21 protein-coding genes and 1 pseudogene are annotated in these 22,614 nt (G+C 36.4%); 15 read left to right on the top strand and 7 right to left on the bottom strand.

Annotation, left to right across the window (positions count from 1 at the left end; genetic code table 11):
- Positions 1-31 precede the first annotated feature (31 nt).
- The 15 genes and pseudogenes from IPP64_13100 to IPP64_13170 all read left to right on the top strand — a co-directional run bounded on the left by IPP64_13100 (position 32) and on the right by IPP64_13170 (position 16,997).
- Complete coding sequence (locus IPP64_13100; GenBank protein ID MBL0330326.1) at positions 32-517, top strand: division/cell wall cluster transcriptional repressor MraZ; 486 nt, start codon at positions 32-34, stop codon at positions 515-517.
- The gene (gene rsmH / locus IPP64_13105; GenBank protein ID MBL0330327.1) at positions 504-1,400 is read left to right on the top strand and encodes a 16S rRNA (cytosine(1402)-N(4))-methyltransferase RsmH; all 897 of its coding nucleotides are present in this window, start codon (positions 504-506) and stop codon (positions 1,398-1,400) included. Before IPP64_13100 ends, rsmH begins: the two co-directional genes overlap by 14 nt.
- Positions 1,401-1,814 (top strand): hypothetical protein, encoded by a 414-nt coding sequence (locus IPP64_13110; protein MBL0330328.1) that lies wholly within the window; start codon positions 1,401-1,403, stop codon positions 1,812-1,814.
- Positions 1,815-1,818: 4 nt separating this feature from the next.
- A complete protein-coding gene (locus IPP64_13115; protein MBL0330329.1) occupies positions 1,819-3,930 on the top strand; it encodes a transpeptidase family protein in 2,112 nt (703 codons plus the stop codon).
- 3 nt (positions 3,931-3,933) lie between these two features.
- Positions 3,934-5,397, top strand: coding sequence for a UDP-N-acetylmuramoyl-L-alanyl-D-glutamate--2,6-diaminopimelate ligase (locus IPP64_13120; protein MBL0330330.1), 1,464 nt, complete (start codon positions 3,934-3,936; stop codon positions 5,395-5,397).
- A 37-nt stretch (positions 5,398-5,434) separates the two neighbouring features.
- Positions 5,435-6,691: a phospho-N-acetylmuramoyl-pentapeptide-transferase gene (locus IPP64_13125; GenBank protein MBL0330331.1), complete on the top strand. Its 1,257-nt coding sequence runs from the start codon at positions 5,435-5,437 to the stop codon at positions 6,689-6,691.
- Complete coding sequence (gene murD, locus IPP64_13130) at positions 6,692-8,032, top strand: UDP-N-acetylmuramoyl-L-alanine--D-glutamate ligase (protein ID MBL0330332.1); 1,341 nt, start codon at positions 6,692-6,694, stop codon at positions 8,030-8,032.
- 35 nt (positions 8,033-8,067) lie between these two features.
- On the top strand, positions 8,068-8,577 hold the full coding sequence (locus IPP64_13135) for a hypothetical protein (protein ID MBL0330333.1): 510 nt from the start codon (positions 8,068-8,070) through the stop codon (positions 8,575-8,577).
- Positions 8,578-8,580: 3 nt separating this feature from the next.
- Complete coding sequence (locus tag IPP64_13140; GenBank protein ID MBL0330334.1) at positions 8,581-9,729, top strand: FtsW/RodA/SpoVE family cell cycle protein; 1,149 nt, start codon at positions 8,581-8,583, stop codon at positions 9,727-9,729.
- Entirely contained in the window at positions 9,716-10,825 is a 1,110-nt protein-coding gene (gene murG, locus IPP64_13145) for an undecaprenyldiphospho-muramoylpentapeptide beta-N-acetylglucosaminyltransferase (GenBank protein ID MBL0330335.1), read from the top strand. The genes IPP64_13140 and murG overlap by 14 nt, the downstream gene beginning before the upstream one ends.
- A gap of 1 nt (position 10,826) precedes the next feature.
- Positions 10,827-12,234: pseudogene (locus IPP64_13150) on the top strand (UDP-N-acetylmuramate--L-alanine ligase).
- Positions 12,235-12,276: 42 nt separating this feature from the next.
- Entirely contained in the window at positions 12,277-13,083 is an 807-nt protein-coding gene (locus tag IPP64_13155) for a hypothetical protein (protein MBL0330336.1), read from the top strand.
- 17 nt (positions 13,084-13,100) lie between these two features.
- On the top strand, positions 13,101-14,381 hold the full coding sequence (gene ftsA, locus IPP64_13160; GenBank protein ID MBL0330337.1) for a cell division protein FtsA: 1,281 nt from the start codon (positions 13,101-13,103) through the stop codon (positions 14,379-14,381).
- A gap of 206 nt (positions 14,382-14,587) precedes the next feature.
- Positions 14,588-16,393: a cell division protein FtsZ gene (gene ftsZ, locus IPP64_13165; GenBank protein ID MBL0330338.1), complete on the top strand. Its 1,806-nt coding sequence runs from the start codon at positions 14,588-14,590 to the stop codon at positions 16,391-16,393.
- Between the two features lie 160 nt (positions 16,394-16,553).
- Positions 16,554-16,997, top strand: a complete 444-nt coding sequence (locus tag IPP64_13170; protein ID MBL0330339.1) for a GatB/YqeY domain-containing protein — start codon at positions 16,554-16,556, stop codon at positions 16,995-16,997.
- Positions 16,998-17,171: 174 nt separating this feature from the next.
- Here the strand turns inward: IPP64_13170 and IPP64_13175 are convergent, their stop codons facing one another.
- The 7 genes from IPP64_13175 to IPP64_13205 form a co-directional block, all read right to left on the bottom strand.
- The gene (locus tag IPP64_13175) at positions 17,172-18,023 is read right to left on the bottom strand and encodes a hypothetical protein (protein MBL0330340.1); all 852 of its coding nucleotides are present in this window, start codon (positions 18,021-18,023) and stop codon (positions 17,172-17,174) included.
- On the bottom strand, positions 18,020-18,190 hold the full coding sequence (locus IPP64_13180) for a hypothetical protein (protein MBL0330341.1): 171 nt from the start codon (positions 18,188-18,190) through the stop codon (positions 18,020-18,022). Before IPP64_13180 ends, IPP64_13175 begins: the two co-directional genes overlap by 4 nt.
- A gap of 126 nt (positions 18,191-18,316) precedes the next feature.
- Positions 18,317-19,954 (bottom strand): chaperonin GroEL, encoded by a 1,638-nt coding sequence (groL, locus tag IPP64_13185; protein MBL0330342.1) that lies wholly within the window; start codon positions 19,952-19,954, stop codon positions 18,317-18,319.
- Positions 19,955-20,010: 56 nt separating this feature from the next.
- Positions 20,011-20,313 (bottom strand): co-chaperone GroES, encoded by a 303-nt coding sequence (locus IPP64_13190; GenBank protein MBL0330343.1) that lies wholly within the window; start codon positions 20,311-20,313, stop codon positions 20,011-20,013.
- 188 nt (positions 20,314-20,501) lie between these two features.
- Positions 20,502-20,861 carry a preprotein translocase subunit SecG gene (secG, locus tag IPP64_13195; GenBank protein ID MBL0330344.1) on the bottom strand — a complete coding sequence of 120 codons (360 nt, stop codon included), beginning with the start codon at positions 20,859-20,861 and terminating at the stop codon, positions 20,502-20,504.
- Positions 20,862-20,867: 6 nt separating this feature from the next.
- Complete coding sequence (locus IPP64_13200; protein ID MBL0330345.1) at positions 20,868-22,010, bottom strand: hypothetical protein; 1,143 nt, start codon at positions 22,008-22,010, stop codon at positions 20,868-20,870.
- A 63-nt stretch (positions 22,011-22,073) separates the two neighbouring features.
- Entirely contained in the window at positions 22,074-22,586 is a 513-nt protein-coding gene (locus IPP64_13205; protein ID MBL0330346.1) for an LptE family protein, read from the bottom strand.
- Positions 22,587-22,614: the final 28 nt, after the last annotated feature.

Here is a 22,614-nt window from a genome sequence, read left to right on the forward strand (position 1 = left end):
TTATTTTTACGGCTTAAAGAATAAAACCGCAATGGATAGCCTATTTGGAGTTTATGAATGTAATGCTGATGCGAAAGGACGCGTAATGCTTCCTGTTGCATTCAAAAAGCAGCTGACCAAAGAGCTGAAGGCTGGTTTTGTGGTGAAGCGAAGCATTTTTAGTAAGTCGCTGGAGCTTTATCCAATGGGTACTTGGAATGAAATGGTGAAGGAGGTAAACAAGCTGAACAAGTTTGTGAAGAAAAATGTAGAGTTCATTCGCATGTTCAATTACGGTGTTGTGCCGGTTGATTTGGATGCATCCGGACGTTTGTTGATTTCGAAAGACATGATGGCATTTGCTGGGATGAACAAAAATATTGTGATGGCCGCAGCGGGTGATCGCATCGAAATCTGGGATAAAAAAGGTTACGAGAAATTTATTAATAGCAGTACTGCAAACTTTGAAAAACTTGCTGAAGATGTAATGGGTGGAATCACCCCTTCTAACAACGACAACAAAGATGGAGTATCATAATCCTGTTCTTTTAAAAGAATGTATTGAAGGTTTAAACATCAACCCTGCGGGAATATATGTGGATGTGACATTTGGTGGTGGTGGTCACGCACGCGAAATTCTAAAGCACTTAACAACCGGAAAGTTGTATGCTTTTGATCAGGATGATGATGCGGTGAAAAACAAAATCGATGATGAACGATTTGTACTGATTAAACAAAATTTCAGATATCTGAAAAATTTTTTAAAAATGTACAATGCGCTTCCGATTGATGGTTTGCTGGCTGACTTAGGAGTTTCGTCCCATCAGTTTGATGAAGCAGAAAGAGGTTTTTCCATTCGATTTAATGCGAAACTCGATATGAGAATGGATCAGAATGCTAAACAAACGGCTGCTGATGTTTTGAATACTTATAGTGAAGATGAGTTAAAGCGAATTTTCAAATTGTATGGGGAGGTAGACAATGCAGGTTATTTGGCATCCATCATTTTTCATAATCGAAAAGACAAACACATCGATACAGTGAATGATTTGAAAGTGATGATTACAAAATGTGTTAAGAAAGGGAGAGAGAATCAATATTACGCACAAGTGTTTCAGGCGTTGCGAATAGAAGTGAATAAAGAGTTAGAGGTTCTTCAGGAACTTCTTACACAAAGCTTAGAAGTATTAAAACCGGGAGGACGATTGGTGGTCATCTCTTACCATTCATTGGAAGACAGGTTAGTGAAGAACATCATGAGAAGCGGAAAGTTTGAAGGTGAAGTGGAGAAAGATTTTTTTGGAAATCAATTGACGCCTTTTAAGCAAATAACAAAAAAGCCAATTGTGCCTTCAGCAGAGGAAAATGAAATCAACAGCAGAGCAAGAAGTGCAAAATTAAGGATAGCAGAAAAGAAGTAAATGGGAAACAAGTTTAAAGAACAACCTAAAGTAGAAGAGCCAAAATCTGAAAAGCCTGCAAAGGAAAATAAGGTAGTACGCTCTGTTGCGAATGTGGTGAGTGGGAGTTTTCTTTCTCAGGAAGCAACCATTCAAAAATTGCCTTTTGTGTTCTTTTTATCCTTTCTCGCTGTTTGCTACATCGCTAAAGGATATTATGATGATGATCAAGTTAGAAAACTGAATCGTTTGACAAATGAAATTAAAGAATTGAGAACACAATACATTGTTGTAAAAGATTCATTAGTAATTAAAAGCAAACAAACAGAAGTTGCAAAAGCATTGGCTGCACAAGCCACAGGAATAAAGGAGTCGGTGGTGCCTCCTAAAAAGATTTTAGTAAAAACAGTTAGCACAAACTCAAAAATAGATTAAATCGTTGGAAGTTAAAAAAGACATACTGTGGCGTGTATATCTCATATATTTTTTTATATGCCTCTTTGGTGTCGCTATTATTTCCAAAATTTTTATCATCCAATTTTCTGAAGGAGAAGAGCTGAGAGCTCAAGCCGAACGATTCTCAACCAAGTTTTTTGATATCGAAGCAGTACGCGGCAACATCTATGATGCCAATGGAAGTTTGTTGGCGACATCACTCCCGTATTTTGAAGTGGGTATGGATGTAAATACAGATGCTATCTCCGATGTATTTTTCTACGACAATGTTGATTCTCTTTCCCTTTGTTTAGCAAATCTATTTAAGGACAAAGGGTATAAAGAATATCGCAAACTTTTGACAAGAGCCAGGAAAGGTGGCGACCGCTGGGTTGTTTTGCATCGTAACGTTTCGTACACCGATTTACAAAAGATGAAAAAATTTCCGATTCTAAGAAGAGGAAAAAATCGTGGCGGTTTTGTGTATCTCCAAACAAACAAACGCGAACGTCCTTTCCAATTTTTAGCTGCACGTACCATTGGTAAAGTAAATGAAAATGGTACAGGGAAATCGTATGGCTTAGAAGTCGCTTTTGATAGCGTATTGCAAGGGAAAAGCGGTCAGCGTTGGATGCAGAAAATTGCCGGAAATGTTTGGCGCCCGATTAACGATGATAATGAAATTGATCCGGAAGATGGTAATGATATCGTTTCTACCATCGATATCAATGTGCAGGATGTTGCTGAAAATTCCTTGATGAATTCATTGAGAAAACATGGCGCTGATCATGGTTGCTTAGTGCTGATGGAAATAAAGACTGGTGAAGTGAAAGCAATTGCCAACCTGAAACGCACCAAAGATTCTACCTATGTAGAAAACTTGAATTATGCTGTAGGTGTTGCAACCGTTCCGGGTTCAACCTTTAAGTTGCCTTCGTTGGTGGCAGTGATGGAAGACTTTAATGTGAGCTTAAATGAAGTAGTTGATATCGGTGATGGTGTATGCTTTTACAGCAACAAACGTGTTGCGGATTCTCATCCTCCTCAAAAAAGTAAAATCACTGTGCAGGAAGTTTTTGAATTGTCATCCAATGTTGGAGTGACAAAAATTATTTCGAGATATTATTCAAAAGATCCTCAAAAGTACATTGATCGTTTGTATAAAATGAATTTGAATGATCCGTTGAACATTCCTATTCCGGGAGAAGGGAAACCATACATCAAAAATACAGACGATAAAAGCTGGTCGCAAATTTCATTGCAATGGATTAGCTATGGTTATGAAACACGCATTACACCATTACAAATTTTAAATTTTTATGCAGCGATTGCAAATGATGGAAAAATGATGCGCCCAATGTTTGTGAAAGAAGTTCGCAAACGTGGAAAAGCAATTAAGACGTTTGAACCTGAAGTAATCAATCCCGCTATCTGCTCGCAAGCTACAGTTGCAAAAGCAAGAAAAATGATGGAAGGTGTTGTGTTGAACGGAACAGCAAAAAGTTTAAAGGCAGCGGATTATCAAATTGCCGGAAAAACAGGAACCGCACAAATGGGAATGGTGAATGGTAAAATGACTTACCAAGCATCGTTTGTGGGTTATTTCCCTGCTGACAATCCGAAGTACGCATGTATTGTTGTTGTAAGTGCTCCAAGTGGAGATTCTTATTATGGTGGCGCTGTTGCCGGTCCGGTTTTTAAAGATGTAGCGGATAAAGTGTATTCAACAAGTTTGGAAATTCATAAAGAAATTAATTACATCCAACCGCAATATGCTTTAACTGCTCCGAAAGTAAAATGCGGATATCAACCGGATATTGAAAATGTATTATCGATACTGAAAGTTAAGAACACCACTGCTGATGAAACGGCCGAGTGGGTTGCTTCTTCTAACGATTCATTATCGATTTCATTGTCAGTAAAAAATCACGAAGAAATATTAAAACGTGGTATCGTTCCCAATTTGGTTGGAATGACAGCAAAGGATGTATTGTATTTATTAGAGAACAATGGCATGCGAGTGAAATTAATTGGAAGTGGAGCAGTTGCTAACCAATCCATTGATGCAGGAACTCCATTTGTTAAAGGAGCACAAATCGTTTTACAGTTGATTTAAACTATGAAGTTGTTAAAAGACATATTATACAAAGCAGGAATTATTGAAGTGGTAGGTTCTACCAATGTGGCGATTACTGCATTGACTTTCGACTCTCGTAAAATTGAGAAGGATAGTTTGTTTGTTGCAGTAAAAGGAACTCAAAATGACGGACACGTTTTTATAAACGATGTAATTGCTAAAGGTGCCATCGCCATTTTATGCGAAGTGCTTCCTTTTGAAATAAATGAAAAGATTACATACGTAAAAGTTAATGATACTTCTGCTGCATTAGGAATTGTTGCTTCCAACTTTTATGATACTCCTTCCGAGAAAATAAAATTGGTTGGTGTTACCGGAACAAATGGAAAAACAACAACTGTAACCTTGTTGTTCAATTTGTTTAAAAAATTGGGGTATAAAGTTGGTTTACTTTCTACTGTTAAAAATCAAATCAATAATGATGTCCTTTCTTCTACACATACAACTCCTGATGCTATTCAGTTAAATGCACTGCTTCGTCAGATGGTAGACAAAGGATGCACGCATTGTTTTATGGAAGTGAGTTCGCATGCCGTTGTCCAAAATCGTATTGCAGGTATTGTCTTTACTGGTGGCGTTTTTACAAACATTACGCATGATCATTTGGATTATCATAAAACATTTGATGAATACATCAAAGCAAAAAAACGCTTTTTTGATTTGTTGGGAAGTGCTGCATTTGCGCTAACAAACAAAGATGATGCGAATGGAGATGTGATGTTGCAGAATACAAAAGCAACTAAAAAATCGTATTCACTGCGCTCGATGGCCGACTATAAATGCAAGGTTGTAGAAAATCAATTTAGTGGTTTGCTGTTGAATATTGACAATCAAGAAGTGTGGAGCAAATTAATCGGAAGTTTTAATGCATACAATTTATTGGCTGTTTATGCAACTGCACTGTTGCTGAAAGAAGACAAAACAAATGTGTTAACCACTTTGAGTTCGCTTACTTCTGTTGAAGGTCGCTTTCAATACATCAGAACAAATGAAGGTGTGATTGGAATTGTGGATTATGCCCATACTCCGGATGCATTGGTAAATGTGCTGAAAACAATTGCAGATATCCGCACAGGAAATGAACAAGTGATTACTGTTGTTGGATGCGGTGGTGATAGAGATGCAGCGAAGCGCCCGATGATGGCAAAAATTGCTTGCGATTTAAGTAATAAAGTAATCCTTACTTCTGATAATCCAAGAAGTGAAGATCCGGATGCTATCATCAAGCAAATGCAACAAGGTGTGGATGCAGTGAATAACAAAAAAACAATTTCAATAACAGATAGAAGTGAAGCAATAAAAACAGCTTGCTCTTATGCCAAGCCAGGAGATATCATTTTAGTTGCAGGAAAAGGACATGAGAAATACCAGGAAATAAAAGGAGTGAAACATGATTTTGACGACATGTTGGTGCTACAGGAAAACTTAAAATTATTTGAAAAATAGAATTTTTAGCTATTGACAAACAGAAAAACTATCAGATATGTTTTATTATTTATTCGATTTTTTAGACAAACAATTTAATGTTCCCGGAGCAGGAGTATTTCAATACATCTCCTTCCGCGCAGCAATGGCGTTAATTGTTTCGTTGTTAATTTCTTTAGTGTTTGGTAAACGCATCATCAATTTATTGCATAAAAAGCAAGTGGGTGAAACCGTTCGCGATTTAGGTTTAACTGGTCAGTTGGAGAAAAAAGGAACACCAACGATGGGTGGTTTAATCATTCTTTCAGCAATTGTGATTCCTACTTTATTGTTTGCAAAACTTCACAATGTATACATCATCTTAATGTTGTTGTCTACTGTTTGGTTAGGAGCTATCGGATTTTTAGATGATTATATCAAAGTGTTTAAGAAAAATAAAGCGGGATTAGCAGGAAAATTTAAGGTTTTAGGACAAATTGGAATTGGTTTAATTGTGGGAATTACATTGTACTGTAACGATGAAGTGGTTGTGAAGGAAAAAATTCAATCCGGTCCAAGAGTCGAAGTGGTAAATGGAACGGAACAAATGACTCAGATCGCAAGATATTCGGAAGAAGAAACGAAGTCGATGAAAACAACCATTCCTTTTGTAAAAAATAATGAATTCGATTATTCCTCAGTGCTTTCATTCTTAGGTGATGGTTACCAAAAATGGGCGTGGATTATTTTTATCCCGTTTGTTATTATCATCGTTACGGCAGTATCTAACGGAGCGAATATTACTGACGGAATTGATGGCTTGGCAACAGGCACATCAGCCATCATTGGTGTGGTTTTAGGAATCCTCGCATACGTATCTGGTAATACGGTTTTTGCCGACTACCTGAATATTATGTATATCCCAAATTCAGGTGAGCTTGTAATTTTTATTGCTGCTTTCGTTGGAGCCTGTGTTGGTTTCTTGTGGTACAACTCTTTCCCTGCGCAAGTATTTATGGGTGATACAGGAAGTTTGGCTTTGGGTGGAATCATTGCAGTGTTTGCAATCGCAATTCGTAAGGAATTACTTATTCCAATTTTATGCGGTGTGTTCTTGGTGGAAAATCTTTCCGTAATGATGCAAGTAGCGTACTTCAAACGGATGAAGAAAAAATTCGGAATTGAGTACGCACGTGAAAACCGACTTTTTAAAATGGCACCGCTTCATCATCATTATCAAAAGTTGGGAATGCATGAATCAAAAATTGTTTCACGCTTTTGGATTATTGGAATTATGCTGGCTGTGTTAACGATTGTAACACTCAAGTTGAGATAGATGAAAAGGTTAGTCATACTTGGTGGTGGCGAAAGTGGTGTTGGTACAGCTGTGCTGGCACAAAAAAAAGGATTTGAAGTTTTTCTTTCTGATAAAGGAAAATTAAAAGATAAGTACAAAGACGTTCTTTCAAAAAATGGAATCAAGTGGGAAGAAGAAAAACATTCGGAAGACTTGATATTAAATGCAGATGAAGTGGTGAAAAGTCCAGGTATTCCTGATAAGGCTGATTTGATTAAAGCTATAGTTAAAAAAGGAATCCCTGTCATCTCTGAAATCGAATTTGCAGGAAGATATACAAACGCTAAAAAGATTTGTATCACAGGAAGCAATGGGAAAACAACAACAACATTGCTCACTTATCACATGATGCAAAAAGCTGGGTTGAATGTAGGTCTTGCTGGCAATGTTGGAAAAAGTTTCGCCATGCAAGTTGCAGAAAACGACTTTGATTTTTATGTGTTGGAGTTGAGCAGTTTTCAGTTAGATGGAATGTTTGAATTTAAAGCGGACATCGCCATTCTTCTGAACATCACTCCTGATCATTTAGATAGGTATGATTACAAATTAGAAAACTATGCCGATTCGAAATTTAGAATCATCCAAAATCAAACTGAATTAGATGCTTTTATTTATTGCATCGATGATGAAGTAACAATGAATACGATTAAAACGAAGAATATAAAAGCAAAACAATATCCTATATCGATTAAACAAGAATTGGAAATAGGAGCATACTTAAAAGAAAACAATCAATTAATAATAAATACAAATAACACTAATCCCTTATTTATGACAATTCAAGAACTAGCATTACAAGGAAAACACAACATCTACAACTCTATGGCTGCAGGTGTAACCGGCAAACTAGTAGACATCAGAAAAGAAACAATTCGCGAAAGTCTTTCTGATTTTCACAACATCGACCACCGACTAGAATTGGTTGGGAATGTTCATGGAATCGAATTTATTAACGATTCAAAAGCAACCAATGTAAACTCTACTTGGTATGCATTGGAAAGCATGAATAATCCTGTTATTCTTATCCTTGGTGGTGTAGATAAAGGTAATGATTATTCAATGCTTACAGACTTAGTAAAGGCAAAAGTGAAAGCAATTATTTGTTTGGGAACAGACAATAAAAAAATTATTAAAGCTTTCAGTGGAGTAGTGGATACTATCCTTGAAGCAAAATCTGCAAAAGAAGCAGTAGCTCAGTCGTACAAAATTGGTAAAAAGGGAGATACCGTTTTGTTGTCACCGGCATGTGCTAGTTTTGATATGTTTGAAAATTACGAAGATCGTGGAACACAATTTAAGCAAGCTGTTCGCGCACTTTAATTTTAATTGATTGGTGTTATTTAAATGTAATAAAGATGACAGAGAACAATAAAATAAAAAATTATCACGACAAGCTAAACCAGAACTTGTTGTCGCGTAATCGTGTTCGTTCTTCAGAGGACGATCATCAATTGGAATTTGTAGATGAAATAAATGGGATTGCTTTCATCAATGATTCTAAATCGATTCGTTTAACCGCTACCCGTAATGCCTTGGAAGCAATAGAAACTTCGGTGGTGCTTATCTTGGGCGGTAACGATGGCGACAACGATTATTCTGTTTTGTCACAACAGGTAAAACAAAAAGTGGTAGCCATTATCTACTTGGGTGATTCCAGTGATAAAATATTAAAGTGTTATTCTGCTCATAAAATGCTTTTTGCGAAAGCATCAACTATTCAGGAAGCGGTTCAGATTTCATCTGTGTATGCCATATCTGGTGATGTTGTTTTGTTTTCCCCTGCCTGTCCAAGTAGTCATTCACATGATACGTATAAAAATAGAGGGAATGAATTTAAAGAAGTTGTTAAAAATTATAGAGGATAAGAATTGAATTTATTTAAATACATAAAGGGAGATAAGGTAATTTGGACAGTAGTGTTACTACTTTCTTTGTTGTCGGTGTTGGTCGTGTACAGCTCTGTTGTAGCATTGGCATATCGCTATAAAAATGGAGATACGGCTTCCTATTTGATTAAGCATATCTTTATTGTTGGCTCGGGTATCTTTCTGATGTACTTGATTCATAAAGTAAAGTATTCCTATTTTTCCAGAATTTCACAAATTGCAATTATTCTTTCTGCACCTTTGTTGTTATATACATTGCTGAATGGAGTGAGTGCAGGTGAAGCTTCGCGTTGGCTCCCAATACCAGGAACCTCCTTAACATTTCAAACTTCCGATTTTGCAAAATTAGCACTCATCGCATACGTTGCACGAATGCTTTCGATTAAGCAGGATGTGATTAAAGATTTTAAACAAGGTTTCTTGCCGGTAATTATCCCGGTAGTGGTGATTTGTGCGTTGATCTTTCCTGCAAACTTTTCTACTGCCGCTTTATTGTTTTTAACCTGTTTGGTATTAATGTTTGTTGGTCGAATGAATGCAAAACATCTTTGGTTGCTGATTGGTTCAGGTGTTGTATTTGTCGCACTTCTTGTTTTGATTATTTGGAATTTCCCAAATGCAATTCCTCGCGGAGCAACTTGGAAAGCACGTATCGAAAATTTTAGTAAAGGGGATAGTGAAAGTAACTTTCAAGCAGAACAAGCGAAGATTGCGATTGCGAGAGGAATTGTTCCGCAAGGTCCTGGGAACAGTATTTCTAGAAACTTTTTACCGCAAGCTTCTTCCGATTTTATTTTTGCAATTCTAATAGAAGAGTGGGGATTAATTACCGCAGTCATAATTGTTTTTCTATATGTTGTTTTACTCTTTCGAGGTGTACGCATTGCAAATAAGAGTGAGAGAACTTTTGGAAGTTTGCTCGCAATTGGATTGACATTTAGTTTGGTGTTTCAAGCAATGATTAACATGGCTGTGGCGGTGAATTTATTCCCCGTTACTGGTCAGCCACTTCCTTTAATCAGTATGGGAGGAACATCCATTTGGTTTACAAGTATTTCTATTGGAATTATTTTAAGTGTAAGTAGAGAAACAGAAATTGCTCAGGAAGGAGGGGAACTTGCAACCGCTTAAAATTATTGTTAGTGGAGGAGGAACCGGAGGACATATCTTCCCGGCAATCGCAATTGCAAATGCGATAAAAAGTTTGCGTCCGGATACCGAATTTTTATTTGTTGGTGCAGAAGGTAAGATGGAAATGGAAAAAGTACCGGCAGCTGGATATAAAATTGAAGGATTATGGATTTCCGGTTTTCAAAGAAAGTTGTCCATGTCAAATCTTGCTTTTCCTTTTAAAGTCATCAGCAGTTTGATGAAAGCTAAAAAGATATTAAAGTCTTTTAAGCCGGATGCCGTAATTGGTACAGGTGGGTTTGCAAGTGGCCCGATGTTACAAGTGGTTGCAAAGAATGGAATTGTGACATTGGTGCAAGAGCAAAATTCGTATCCTGGAATAACGAATAAAATACTTGCTAAAAAAGTTGATAGAATATGTGTGGCCTACGCAGGCATGGAAAAATATTTTCCAAAAGAGAAAATTTTGCTGACAGGAAATCCGGTGCGACAAGATATTTTAAGTCTGGATGGAAAAAAAGAAAGAGGCCTAGAATATTTTGGATTGAGCGGTGATAAAAAAGTAATTCTGGTAATCGGTGGGAGCTTAGGTGCTCGAACAATTAATGAAAGTATAGTTAATTGTCTTGATGCTTTTGAGAAAAACAATATTCAGCTGATTTGGCAAACAGGCAAAGGTTTTTATGAGACCGCAAAAGCTGCTGTTGCTAAGTATGAAGGAAAGGGAATTAAAGCGTACGATTTTATTCAGAAAATGGATTACGCTTATGCCGTTTCTGATTTAGTGATTTCAAGAGCGGGAGCAAGTTCTGTTTCGGAATTGTGTTTGGTGAAAAAGCCATGCATCTTAATTCCTTCACCAAATGTGGCAGAAGACCATCAAACAAAAAATGCAATGGCTTTGGTAACCTATAATGCAGCAGTTATTTTAAAAGATGTAGACGCACGTCAACAATTGTGCAAACAAACAATTGATTTGATAGGTGATTCAGAACAATGCTTTAAACTTTCAGAGAATATCGGAAAATTAGCATTTCAAGATTCCGCAATTGTTATTGCAAATGAAGTGTTGAGTTTGATTAACAAAAAGAAGTAAAATGGACTTGAGTAAAATTCATAGTGTATATTTTTTAGGTATTGGCGGTATCGGCATGAGTGCACTTGCCCGTTACTTTAATACAATGGGTAAGCGAGTGGCCGGCTATGATAAAACACCAACTAAGCTTACAGATGAATTAATTGCGGAAGGAATCGATATTCATTTTGAAGATCATATTCGAAATATTCCAAAATACTTTAAAGAATTGCCTTTTGATACCGATAATATATTAATTGTTTTTACACCTGCCGTTCCACTTGACCACAGCGAGTATGTATTTTTTAATTTAAATGGGTTTAACATTAAAAAAAGAGCTGAAGTATTGGGGATGATTACACAATCTGCACATACAATCGCTGTGGCCGGAACGCATGGTAAAACAACTACTTCATCCTTAACTGCACACATTTTAAAATCAGCAGGTTTAGATCCTTCTGCTTTTTTAGGCGGCATCACTCAGAATTACAATACGAATTTATTGTTGAGTAATAATCTTAAACCAAACAACCAACAACCAACAACTAGCAACCATATCGTTGTTGAAGCGGATGAATATGATCGTTCTTTTTTAACCCTTCATCCTGAGATTGCTGTAATCACATCTGTAGATGCCGATCATCTGGATATTTACGGAGATAAAAGCCATGTGGAAGAATCATTTTCCTTGTTTGCGAAACAAGTAAGGTCAAAATTGATTTTGAAGAAAAGCATTGTTGAAAAGGTAAAAACGGATAAAACACCCATTACCTATGCTGTGAATGATGAATCAGCAGATTATTTTGCAAAAGATATTAAAATAGAAAATGGATTTTATAACTATTCAATTGTAACTCCAACTGCAATTTTTGATAAGATGGTAATGGGCTTGCCCGGATTGCACAATGTTGAAAATTCGGTTGCCGCTGTTGCAATTGCCTGTGAATTGAAAATTTCGGAAGATATTATTCGAACGGCATTGGCCTCTTTTAAAGGGGTGAAAAGAAGATTTGATTATCAAATCAAAACGGAAAAACTTGTTTTTATTGATGATTATGCGCACCATCCGGAAGAATTAAAAGCTGCCATCAGCTCAGCAAAAGAAATGTATCCCGGAAAAAAAAATAACAGGGGTTTTTCAGCCGCATCTATTTTCAAGGACAAGGGATTTTGCAGATGATTTTGCCAGAAGTTTAGATTTATTGGATGAGTGCCTTTTAATGGAAATTTATCCTGCACGTGAGTTACCCATTGAGGGTGTGACTTCTCAGATGCTTTTGAATAAAATGAAATTGACGAACAAAAGTGTTTGCCAAAAAAGTGATTTAGTTGAAGAAATTGGTAAAAGAGATATCGAAGTTTTAATGACAATGGGTGCAGATGATATTGACACGTTTGTAATTCCATTAAAGAATAAGTTGGGCTTTTAATTTTAAATATCCATCTGTATAGTTCATCGTAAAAAATAAAGATTGAAAAAGTTTAAAAAAATATTATTTATTTCTCTTTGGGTCGGCTTGGTCGTTGGTCTGCTTGTAACAATGGGTTTTGTGAATAAACAACAAGATGCATTGCTTTGCACCGCCTTAAATGTTTCGGTGAACCAGGATAATGATTTGTATTTTTTAGATAAACTGGATATTATTCAAATGATAAAGGATAGAGGTGACTCAATTGTAGGTCAACCAAAATCAACAGTGAATGTTACAGAAATTGAAAAATCGTTGAATAGTCATTCCAATATTGCCAATGCCGAAGCATACATGTCTATCAATGGAGAAATGAAAGTGGAAGTTACACAGCGTAAACCAGTGGTACGTGTGATGAATTTAGACGGTGATAGTTATTATATTGACAGTGATGGAACGTTTATGCCTTTGTCAAATAAATATACTGCAAAAGTATTGGTTGCAAGCGGAATGCTATCTGAACCATTCATCAAACGGTATACGTATTCAATTGCGGATATCGGGAAAGATAGTTTGCTGAATGCAACAAGTTTGTTGGATGAAATTTATGCAATGGCGAATTATATCAATGCGGATAAGTTCTGGAGTTCTCAGATTCAACAAATATATATCAATAAGGATAGAGATATGGAAATTGTTCCGATGGTGGGTGATCAAAAAATTATATTCGGAGATACAACGGCAATGGATGAAAAATTTAAAAAACTATTGACATTCTATCAACAAGGCTTAAATACAACCGGTTGGTGGGATAAGTATTCAATCATCAACTTGAAATTTAAAAACCAAATTGTTTGCACTAAAAAATAAATTATAATTTTTATAACATGGAACCATCAGAAATTGTAGTAGGCTTAGATATCGGGACAACAAAAATTGTTGCCATTGTTGGCAGAAGAAATGAATTCGGAAAAATTGAAATCCTGGGAATGGGGAAATCCGAATCCTTTGGAGTAGCAAGGGGCGTTGTTCAAAATATTGACCAAACTGTTCAGTCCATTCAAACTGCTGTTGCCGAAGCGGAAGCTAAATCAGGGGTAGATATTAAAGTGGTAAACGTTGGTATAGCCGGACAACACATTCGCAGTATGCAACACCGTGGTATCAAAACACGTGCAAGTATTGAGCAAGAAATTTCTCAAAATGATATCGATGCCTTGATTGATGATATGTATAAATTGATGATGGCACCCGGTGAGGAAATTATTCATGTGCTTCCTCAAGAATATATCATCGATAACGAATCAGGAATTAAGAACCCGATTGGTATGTCAGGAATTCGTTTGGAAGCAAATTTTCATATCATCACCGGGCAAATTGCTGCTGCACGAAATATCTACAAATGTGTTCAGAAAGCCGGATTGGAAGTTTCTGAATTAACCTTAGAACCTCTTGCTTCGGCAGATGCTGTTTTAAGTAATGAGGAAAAGGAAGCTGGTGTGGTGTTGGTGGACATTGGTGGTGGAACAACCGATGTAGCAATTTTTCAAGATGGAATTATTCGTCATACTGCTGTTATTCCTTTTGGTGGAAATGTAATTACGGAAGATGTAAAAGAAGGCTGTACAATTATAAAAAGCCAAGCTGAACTTTTGAAAATTAAATTTGGTTCTGCCTTAGCAAGTGAAAATCAAGAAAATGAAATTGTTTCGATACCGGGTTTGAGAGGTCGCGCTCACAAAGAAATTTCTGTGCGCAATCTATCTGCGATTATTCAAGCACGTATGGAAGAAATTGTAGAGCATGTATACTATGAAATCAAACATTCGGGATACGAGAAAAAATTAATTGCAGGAATTGTGGTTACCGGTGGTGGAGCACAATTAAAACATGTTTCGCAATTGATTGAATACATCACAGGAATGGATACACGTGTCGGCTATCCGAACGAGCACCTTGCAAAAGGAAGCGAAGATGTTACCAGTCCGTTATTCGCTACTTCAGTTGGTTTGGTGATGAAAGGGTTGCAGACGTTGGATAAACAAAACAAAAAAATGGTGACAACCACTGGGGATACAAAAGGGATTAAAGGACACTCGAAAGAAAAAACATCCGGCTTTTTTGATAAGCTGAAAAGTTTCTTTGATGAGGATGCTTCTCAGAAATAGGCTTTGTTTAAGTCCTTCTCCTTAATTCAAGGAGAAGGATTTAGGATGAGGTGTTAGCAAAGGGCATAGAAATTAACACGTCATAGTTAGTAACTATGAGCCGGAGCGTTAAATCTACATTAAAAAAAGCCCCAATTTTATGGCATAATAAAATTAACATGGGTTGAACCCCAACAATATCAAACGTTTTAAATAAAAACAAAATGATGAAATTTGATTTACCAACAGACAACTCCTCAATTATCAAGGTAATTGGAGTAGGTGGTGGCGGAAGCAACGCTGTAAACCATATGTATAAACAAGGCATCAAAGGTGTTGATTTTATTGTTTGTAATACCGACCAACAGGCATTGGACATGAGTCCAGTTCCTTTAAGAATAGTTTTAGGTGCCAGCTTAACAAAAGGGCGCGGTGCTGGTTCTTTGCCTGAAGTAGGTAAAAATGCAGCTATCGAAAATATCGAAGAAGTAAAAGCATTGTTGGCGAACAATACGGAGATGGTCTTTATCACTGCCGGTTTAGGTGGTGGAACAGGAACCGGTGCTGCTCCGATTATTGCAAAAGCAGCTAAGGAAATGGGTATTTTAACAGTAGGTATTGTTACCATTCCTTTCGGATTTGAAGGTAAAAAACGTAAAGCGCAAGCAGACGAAGGATTGGAAGCTTTAAAAGCTAATGTGGATACTTTGTTAGTGATCAGCAATGATAAATTGAGAGAGATTTACGGTAATTTAAAAGTAACGGAAGCATTCGGTCATGCAGATGATATTTTAGCAACTGCTGCGAAAGGTATTGCTGATATCATTACAACTACATTACAAATCAATACGGATATTAATGACGTAAAAACTGTAATGAAGGAAAGTGGAGTAGCTATTATGGGTTCTGCAATGGCGAGCGGTGAGCAACGTTCATTAAGAGCGGTTGAACAAGCAATGTCTTCTCCGTTATTAAACGATAGTAACATTAAAGGTGCTCGTTATGTATTGGTGAATGTAACATGTGGTGAAGATGAAATCACCATGGATGAGTTCGGAGAAATTACAGATTATATCCAAGATGCAGCAGGAATGTCTGCTGAGGTAATCAAAGGATACGGAGTTGATCCTTCGTTAGGAGATAAAGTAAATGTTACCATTATCGCTACTGGATTCAGCTCTAAAGCAGATGTTGGTATTCAAATTGAAAAAGCACCTGCTAAAAAGGTATTTTCATTGATGGATGAAGTAAAAGTAGAAACTCCGGTTGCAGAGGTTGTTACTCCTGTTGCGGAAGAAATTACTTTGAAACCAATGGAAATGACTTCTTATATCAAAGAAGAAGTTAAAGTAGAAGCAGTTGTTGAATCAAAACAAGAAACACTTCCTTTCGTTGCAGAAGTGAAAGTAGAGGAAACACCTGCTGTTGTGAATGAAGTTGTTGCTGAAGAAACTCCTTTTGTAAATGAGGTAAGTGTTGAAGAAACACCAATCTTTGTAAATGAAGTGGTGTCTGAGATAGAAGAGGTAAGTACGTTCACAAATGAAGTGGTTGAAGAACCTGTAATGGAAGAGTCAATTACTTTCGTTTCCGAAGAAGTGGTGGAGCCTGTTTTTGAAGTAGAGGAAGTAAAAGAACCAATTACATTTGAGTTTGATATTACCAACACTGTTGTTTCGGAAGAATCAACCATCGTTTCTAATACAACCTTGGATGAAGCGTATGCGAAAGCAGAACCGGTTATTGAAGCAAAAGAAGAAAACACCATTGTTTCAAAAGTTCAAAACGATGAGCAATTGAAAAAAGCTCAAGATCGTGTTGCAAAATTGAAAGAGTTAAGTTTTAAATTGAAGTCTCCGAATGGTTTATCTGAATTAGAAAACGAACCGGCTTATAAAAGAAGAAACATTAATTTAGATTCTACTCCTCATTCTTCCGAATCACAAGTGTCACGTTACACCTTGTCTGAAGGAGATGATAAAAAAGTAGAAATTAAACCAAACAACTCTTTTTTACACGATAACGTTGATTAAATAATCAAATAGTTAATACAAAAAAATCCCTCTGTTATTTCGAGCGAAGTCGAGAAACAGGGGGATTTTTTTTTGCTGTTAATGGTTCAAAATTGTTAAATTCGTATCGAAATATAATTACTTAATTACTTAGTCACTTAGTCACCTAATCACTAAAAATATGGCTTTAGAAGAAAAAATCAATGCAGATATCAAATCTGCTATGTTAGCGAAAGAAGCTTCCAAATTAGAAGCATTGCGTGCTATTAAATCAGCAATATTATTATTAAAAACTTCTCCGGAAGGCTTAAATGATGATACAGAAATGAAAGCATTGTTGAAAATGGTTAAACAACGCAAGGAAACAGCTGATTTATACGTAACTCAAAATCGTAAAGATTTAGCCGATGTGGAAATGGCACAAGCTGCTGTAATTGAAGCATATCTTCCAAAACAAATGAGTGAAGAGGATGTAAAAGCAGAAGTGGCAAAAATTATTATTTCTGTAGGTGCAAGCTCTCCGGCTGATATGGGGAAAGTTATGGGTGTTGCCTCCAAACAATTAGCCGGTAAAGCCGATGGAAAATTGATTTCTACGATTGTAAAGAAATTGTTGAATAAATAGTTTTAGGCATAAACTTTACGACCTATTTATAGAAGAGATTGCTTCGTTCCTCGCAATGACGTTATTTTGATACCTATTTCTAATAGAACGTCATTGCGAGGAACGAAGCAATCTTTTTATTTTTTATTCGAAAGAGTGAATTTGAAAATCACCTTGAAATAGTCCTATTCGTAACTACAAAGCAAACTCATATCCCAACACCAATATGTTTTCAAACGTACCAAAGTGGTGGTGCGCTTTTCCTGTTCCAATAACGAGTACATCCGTGTAATTTGCCCAAACTCCTTTTGCGGTGTATTCTAAATAAATGTGTTTAAACACATCATAACGTAAACCCACTTCAGCACCAATACAATAACCGGCAACATGAAAGCGATTGTTTAAATTTTCGCCAAACAACGTAACTTCTGTTCTTGGAATTACCGGTCCAGCACCAATTTTAGCAACGGCACCCAACCAATGTTTTTTATTTTTTGAAACAAAGAGATTTTGACGTTTTACAAAGTTCAACATCAAAAAATTGGCTCCATCCGAATGTTCAAAATGTAAAAATGTTTTAGGATCAATCAACGTGTCTTGGTCAATGCTTTGCCCATGAATGGTTCCTTTTACTCTTCGCGTTTGATTATCTTCCATAATGTATTTCGTATGGTCGAAATTAATTTCAATCCCAAAATCTTTTTTATTGTTAAAGAAATATCCTAAACGATAATTGTATTGTGGTATGGTAAGATCGGTTCTGAAAATGTCTTTGATGCCCGGACGATCCCTTGCTGTTACATCGTAAATAGTGAAGTCGTAGGATTTTGTTTGACCTTTTTGTACATCAAACTCATTGGTATTGTCTGTAAAGTGAATATCTGATTTTGTAAACCAATCTCTGTTATATCCCCACGAAAAATAAAAAGTTCCTTTTCCAACTTTGGTTTGTGACGGACAATCACAGATTTCCGGTACTTCCTGTGAATACAATTTTCCTGAAATGCATAACAACCCAATTGCTGTTATGAACGCGTACTTTTTCATTGTTGTTTATTTTTCTTATTGGTAAATCCAATGAGCAACATTACCGTCCAAGGCATATAGAGAGGAGCAATGGCGATAGGAGAAACGGAAGCAATAAAATACAATAACAAAGCGATTACCGTTGTTGCAATCATTCCGATAAGTCCTATTTTAATGAGTCTGCTCATAGTTTTTGAATTGGACGTAAAGTTAATTAATTCATCTCCTTTTAGAATAAAAAATAATTCTGATAATTATCATAAAAAAAGCCCCTTCTAATTAAAGAAGAGGCTTTTTATTTTAATAAGAAAAGATTACATCATTCCACCCATGCCACCCATTCCTGGGTTGCCCATTGGCATTGCTGGAGCTTCTTCTTTTTGCTCTGCTAATACACATTCAGTAGTTAATAGCATTGCAGCAATCGAAGCAGCATTTTCTAATGCAACACGAGATACTTTAGTAGGATCAATTACACCCGCTGCAAATAAATTTTCAAATTTATCTGTACGCGCATTGTAACCGAAATCTGCTTTTCCTTCACGCACTTTTTGAACAATTACTGCTCCTTCTAAACCTGCGTTCGCAACAATTTGGCGCAATGGCTCTTCAATGGCACGAATCACAATTTGAATTCCGGTTGTTTCGTCATCGTTCGAACCTTTTAGTTTTTCCAAACCATCAATTGCTCTGATATAGGCAACTCCACCTCCCGGTACAATTCCTTCTTCTACCGCAGCACGTGTAGCTGCTAATGCATCGTCTACGCGGTCTTTCTTCTCTTTCATTTCCACTTCTGTAGCAGCACCAACATACAATACAGCAACACCACCTGCTAATTTAGCCAAACGTTCTTGCAATTTTTCTTTATCGTAATCCGATGTGGTGGATTCGATTTGTGCTTTGATTTGATTCACACGTGAAGCGATGTCTGCTTTTTTACCTTTTCCGCCAACAACAGTTGTGTTGTCTTTGTCGATGGTGATTTTTTCAGCGCTTCCCAACATGTTTAATTCAGCATTTTCCAGTTTATAACCTCTTTCTTCAGAAATTAATGTTCCACCGGTTAATATTGCTAAATCTTCTAACATTGCTTTTCTTCTGTCGCCAAAGCCAGGAGCTTTAACAGCAGCAATTTTTAAAGAACCACGAATTTTATTTACAACCAATGTTGATAATGCTTCGCTATCTACATCTTCTGCAATAATTAAAATTGGTCTACCTGTTTGAACTGCTTTTTCCAATACAGGTAATAATTCTTTCATGATAGAAATTTTCTTGTCTGTAATTAAAACAAGTGGATTGTCCAAAACAGTTTCCATTTTATCTACATCGGTAACAAAGTAAGCAGAGATATATCCTCTGTCGAATTGCATTCCTTCCACCACTTCAACAGTAGTTTCTGTACCTTTAGCTTCTTCAACAGTAATAACGCCTTCTTTTTTTACACGCTTCATTGCTTCCGCAATTAGTTTACCAATTGCATTGTCGTTGTTAGCAGAAATAGTCGCTACTTGTTCGATTTTTTTATTGTCATCACCAATTTTTTGTGATTGTTTATTTAAGTTTTCTACAACAGCAATTACAGCTTTGTCGATTCCACGTTTCAAATCCATTGGATTTGCACCTGCTGCAACATTTTTTAAACCTGCAGTAACAATTGCTTGAGCAAGTACAGTTGCAGTAGTTGTTCCGTCTCCCGCAGCATCAGCAGTTTTGGAAGCAACTTCTTTCAACATTTGTGCTCCCATATTTTCTACAGGATCTTTTAATTCAATTTCTTTTGCAACAGAAACACCATCTTTGGTAATGCTTGGTGCACCGAATTTTCTGTCGATAATTACATTTCTACCTTTTGGTCCTAATGTTACTTTTACTGCGTTTGCTAATGCATCCACACCTTTTTTTAATCGGTCGCGTGCATCTATATTGAAAAATATATCTTTTGCCATTTTTTTTTGTTATTAGTTATTGGTTAATAGTTATTCGTATCAATTGTAATTTATCGTTAAACGATTGCGAATATATCGCTCTCTCTCATAATCAAAAGATCTTTGCCTTCTACTTGAACTTCTGTGCCTGCATATTTACCATACAAAACCGTGTCACCCACTTTTACTTCAGGCTTATTTCCTTTGTCATCTTTTTCACTAACTGCAATTACAATTCCTCTTTGAGGTTTTTCTTTGGCGGTGTCTGGGATGATAATTCCACTCGCTGTTTTTTCTTCTGCAGCAGCAGCTTCAACAACTACTCTGTTTTGTGTTCCTGCAACTGGCTTGATGTTTACTTTTGAACTTGTCTTTGCCATTTTGAATTCTATTTATTGGTTTAACTTATGTTTTAAATTTTTAGCTCTCCTGCTATGACAGATATTGTACCAATCGGAGATTAATGTAGGATTTAAGACAATTTTGCAGTCTTCATCAGATATATGAAAAAAAAATGTCAGAAGTGCTGATGAACTCTGACATTTTTTGAATGCTATTTTAAAATCGACTAGTTAGGCGTTGGAGTTCCTGAAGCAGGAGCAGGTGCAACAGGTGCTGCGTTGTTTGCTGGTACCGCAGGTGTTACATCTTCAGCACTCATTTTACGTGTTGTAGATTCTACTCCTGCACCAGTAGTAACCCCTGAAGTTTTTGTAAAAGAAGTTGAGATCACACTTAATACTAATAAGGCTGCTGCCAATGTCCATGTAGCTTTTTCTAAAAAGTCGGCCGTTTTACGAACACCCATTACTTGATTCGATGAAGCAAATGATGATGCTAAGCCTCCTCCTTTTGAATTTTGTACCAACACCACTAGGATTAGTAACACACAAACGATTATAATTAAAACTGAAATAATTGTACCCATTGTAATTTATTGCTTTTGTTGATTGATTAATTTTCTCAAATTTTTAATTTGGGATGCAAAGTAAAGTCTTTTTTCTGGATATTTCAAGCGTAAATTTTCATACGCCTTAATTGCCTTGGTATAATTCCCTTGTAAAACGTATATTTTTGCCAATGTTTCACTCACAAACGTAATGTCCTCTGCCACACTCTGTTTCGCCATGTTAACCGGACTGAAAAACTCGGTTTTGGGGCGAGTGATGCGTGGTTCTTCTTTTATGAATTTATCAATTAGTTCAAATGCACTAAGCTGATTTTCAGTGTTTTCTGATTTGTTTTCGGTATAGGATTCTTCCTGAATAACTGTTCCTGTATTGACATGTTTTAACCAATCGGTGAACGTTAAAGCATCTACATCTGTATCACTAAGAATCTTGGATTGTTCCGCCTGTTGCTTTTCAATCGGCTCAGGAATGTTCAATACAAAATTGGATGCTGCTGTTTCTTGTTTTTCCTCAATTTCACTAATTACCGGCAATGGCGTAGATAAAATTTCAATTTCTACACTGGCATCCACAACCTGGTTTAAATATTCTTTTTCTAGCGGATTGACGTTGGTATCAATAATAGGTGTTTCTACCTCGGTTATCTCTTCAATTTCCGTTTTTTCCTCCTGTACGTCAATAACCGGATGTTCGTTTACAATTATCGTTTCTTCTAATTTTGTAATCGGTATAACAGGAGTTTCCTCTTTTACTTCTATAATTTCCTGTTTAACTTCCGGAACAACCTCCTCGATGATTGTAGGAACAATTTTATGTTCTGCTACTTCTTCTTGAATGAGATGAACAACCGCTTCTTCAATTTTCTTTTCTTCTATAACCTCTGAAATGTGTGAGGTGATCGCAATATCCGGAATTTCAAGCAGCACAACTTCTTGTTGCTTCGTAATTAAACGGTGTAAAACTTTTCTGTCTGTTGCATAGGCTGCCGTTACACGCAATTGGTTGTTGTAATGGATGCTATTAATGTTGTGTAAACTTTTTGCATATAGCAAATGTGCCGTTTGGAAATATGGAAAATTCTTTAGCAATTCACCAAGCAATACGCTGTCATTCCCCGAAATTTTTTCCGGAGTTTCAACGTAGGATATGAATTGTACTTTGTTCATTTATTTTTTTTTACATTTCCCATCTTCCATTTCCCATCTTCCATTTCCCATCTTCCATTTGTGTTACCAATCATTTAATGCTCTGTTAAAAATATCTTGTACCAATTGCTCATTAATTTCTCTTGCTAATTGATCTTCAATAGATGCTAAGTTTTGATCGCTCGTATAATCTGCATACCGCGAAAAGGATTGCTCAAAATTTTTCTTTTCATCAAACATGCAGGTGTATTTCACATTCACGGTGATGGTTAATCTGTTTAATGCTGCCTGATCTGTACTTTGTATCGCAATTGGCCCGGTAGTATAATTAGATACACTTCCTTCAAAACTTAAATCTCCGCCTTTGTTCACCAATGCTAATCGTGTTTGTGAGCTCAATTTATCGCGCAAGGCTTCGGTAAATGATTGACTTAATGTTGGAGGTGCTAAGGATGCATTGTTTTGAAAATATTGAACAGAAACAGTTTTTGCTTCAGGCGGAACACTACCTCCTGTAAAGGAATAATGAATCTTACAGCTCGAAAAAAGAATCAATATGCAAGACAAAAGCGTCAAGGCAAGTTTTGTTTTTAATATGAAATTTGATTTGCTCAATTCTTTTCCT

The organism is Bacteroidota bacterium (assembly GCA_016722565.1).
GTDB lineage: Bacteria > Bacteroidota > Bacteroidia > 2-12-FULL-35-15 > 2-12-FULL-35-15 > 2-12-FULL-35-15.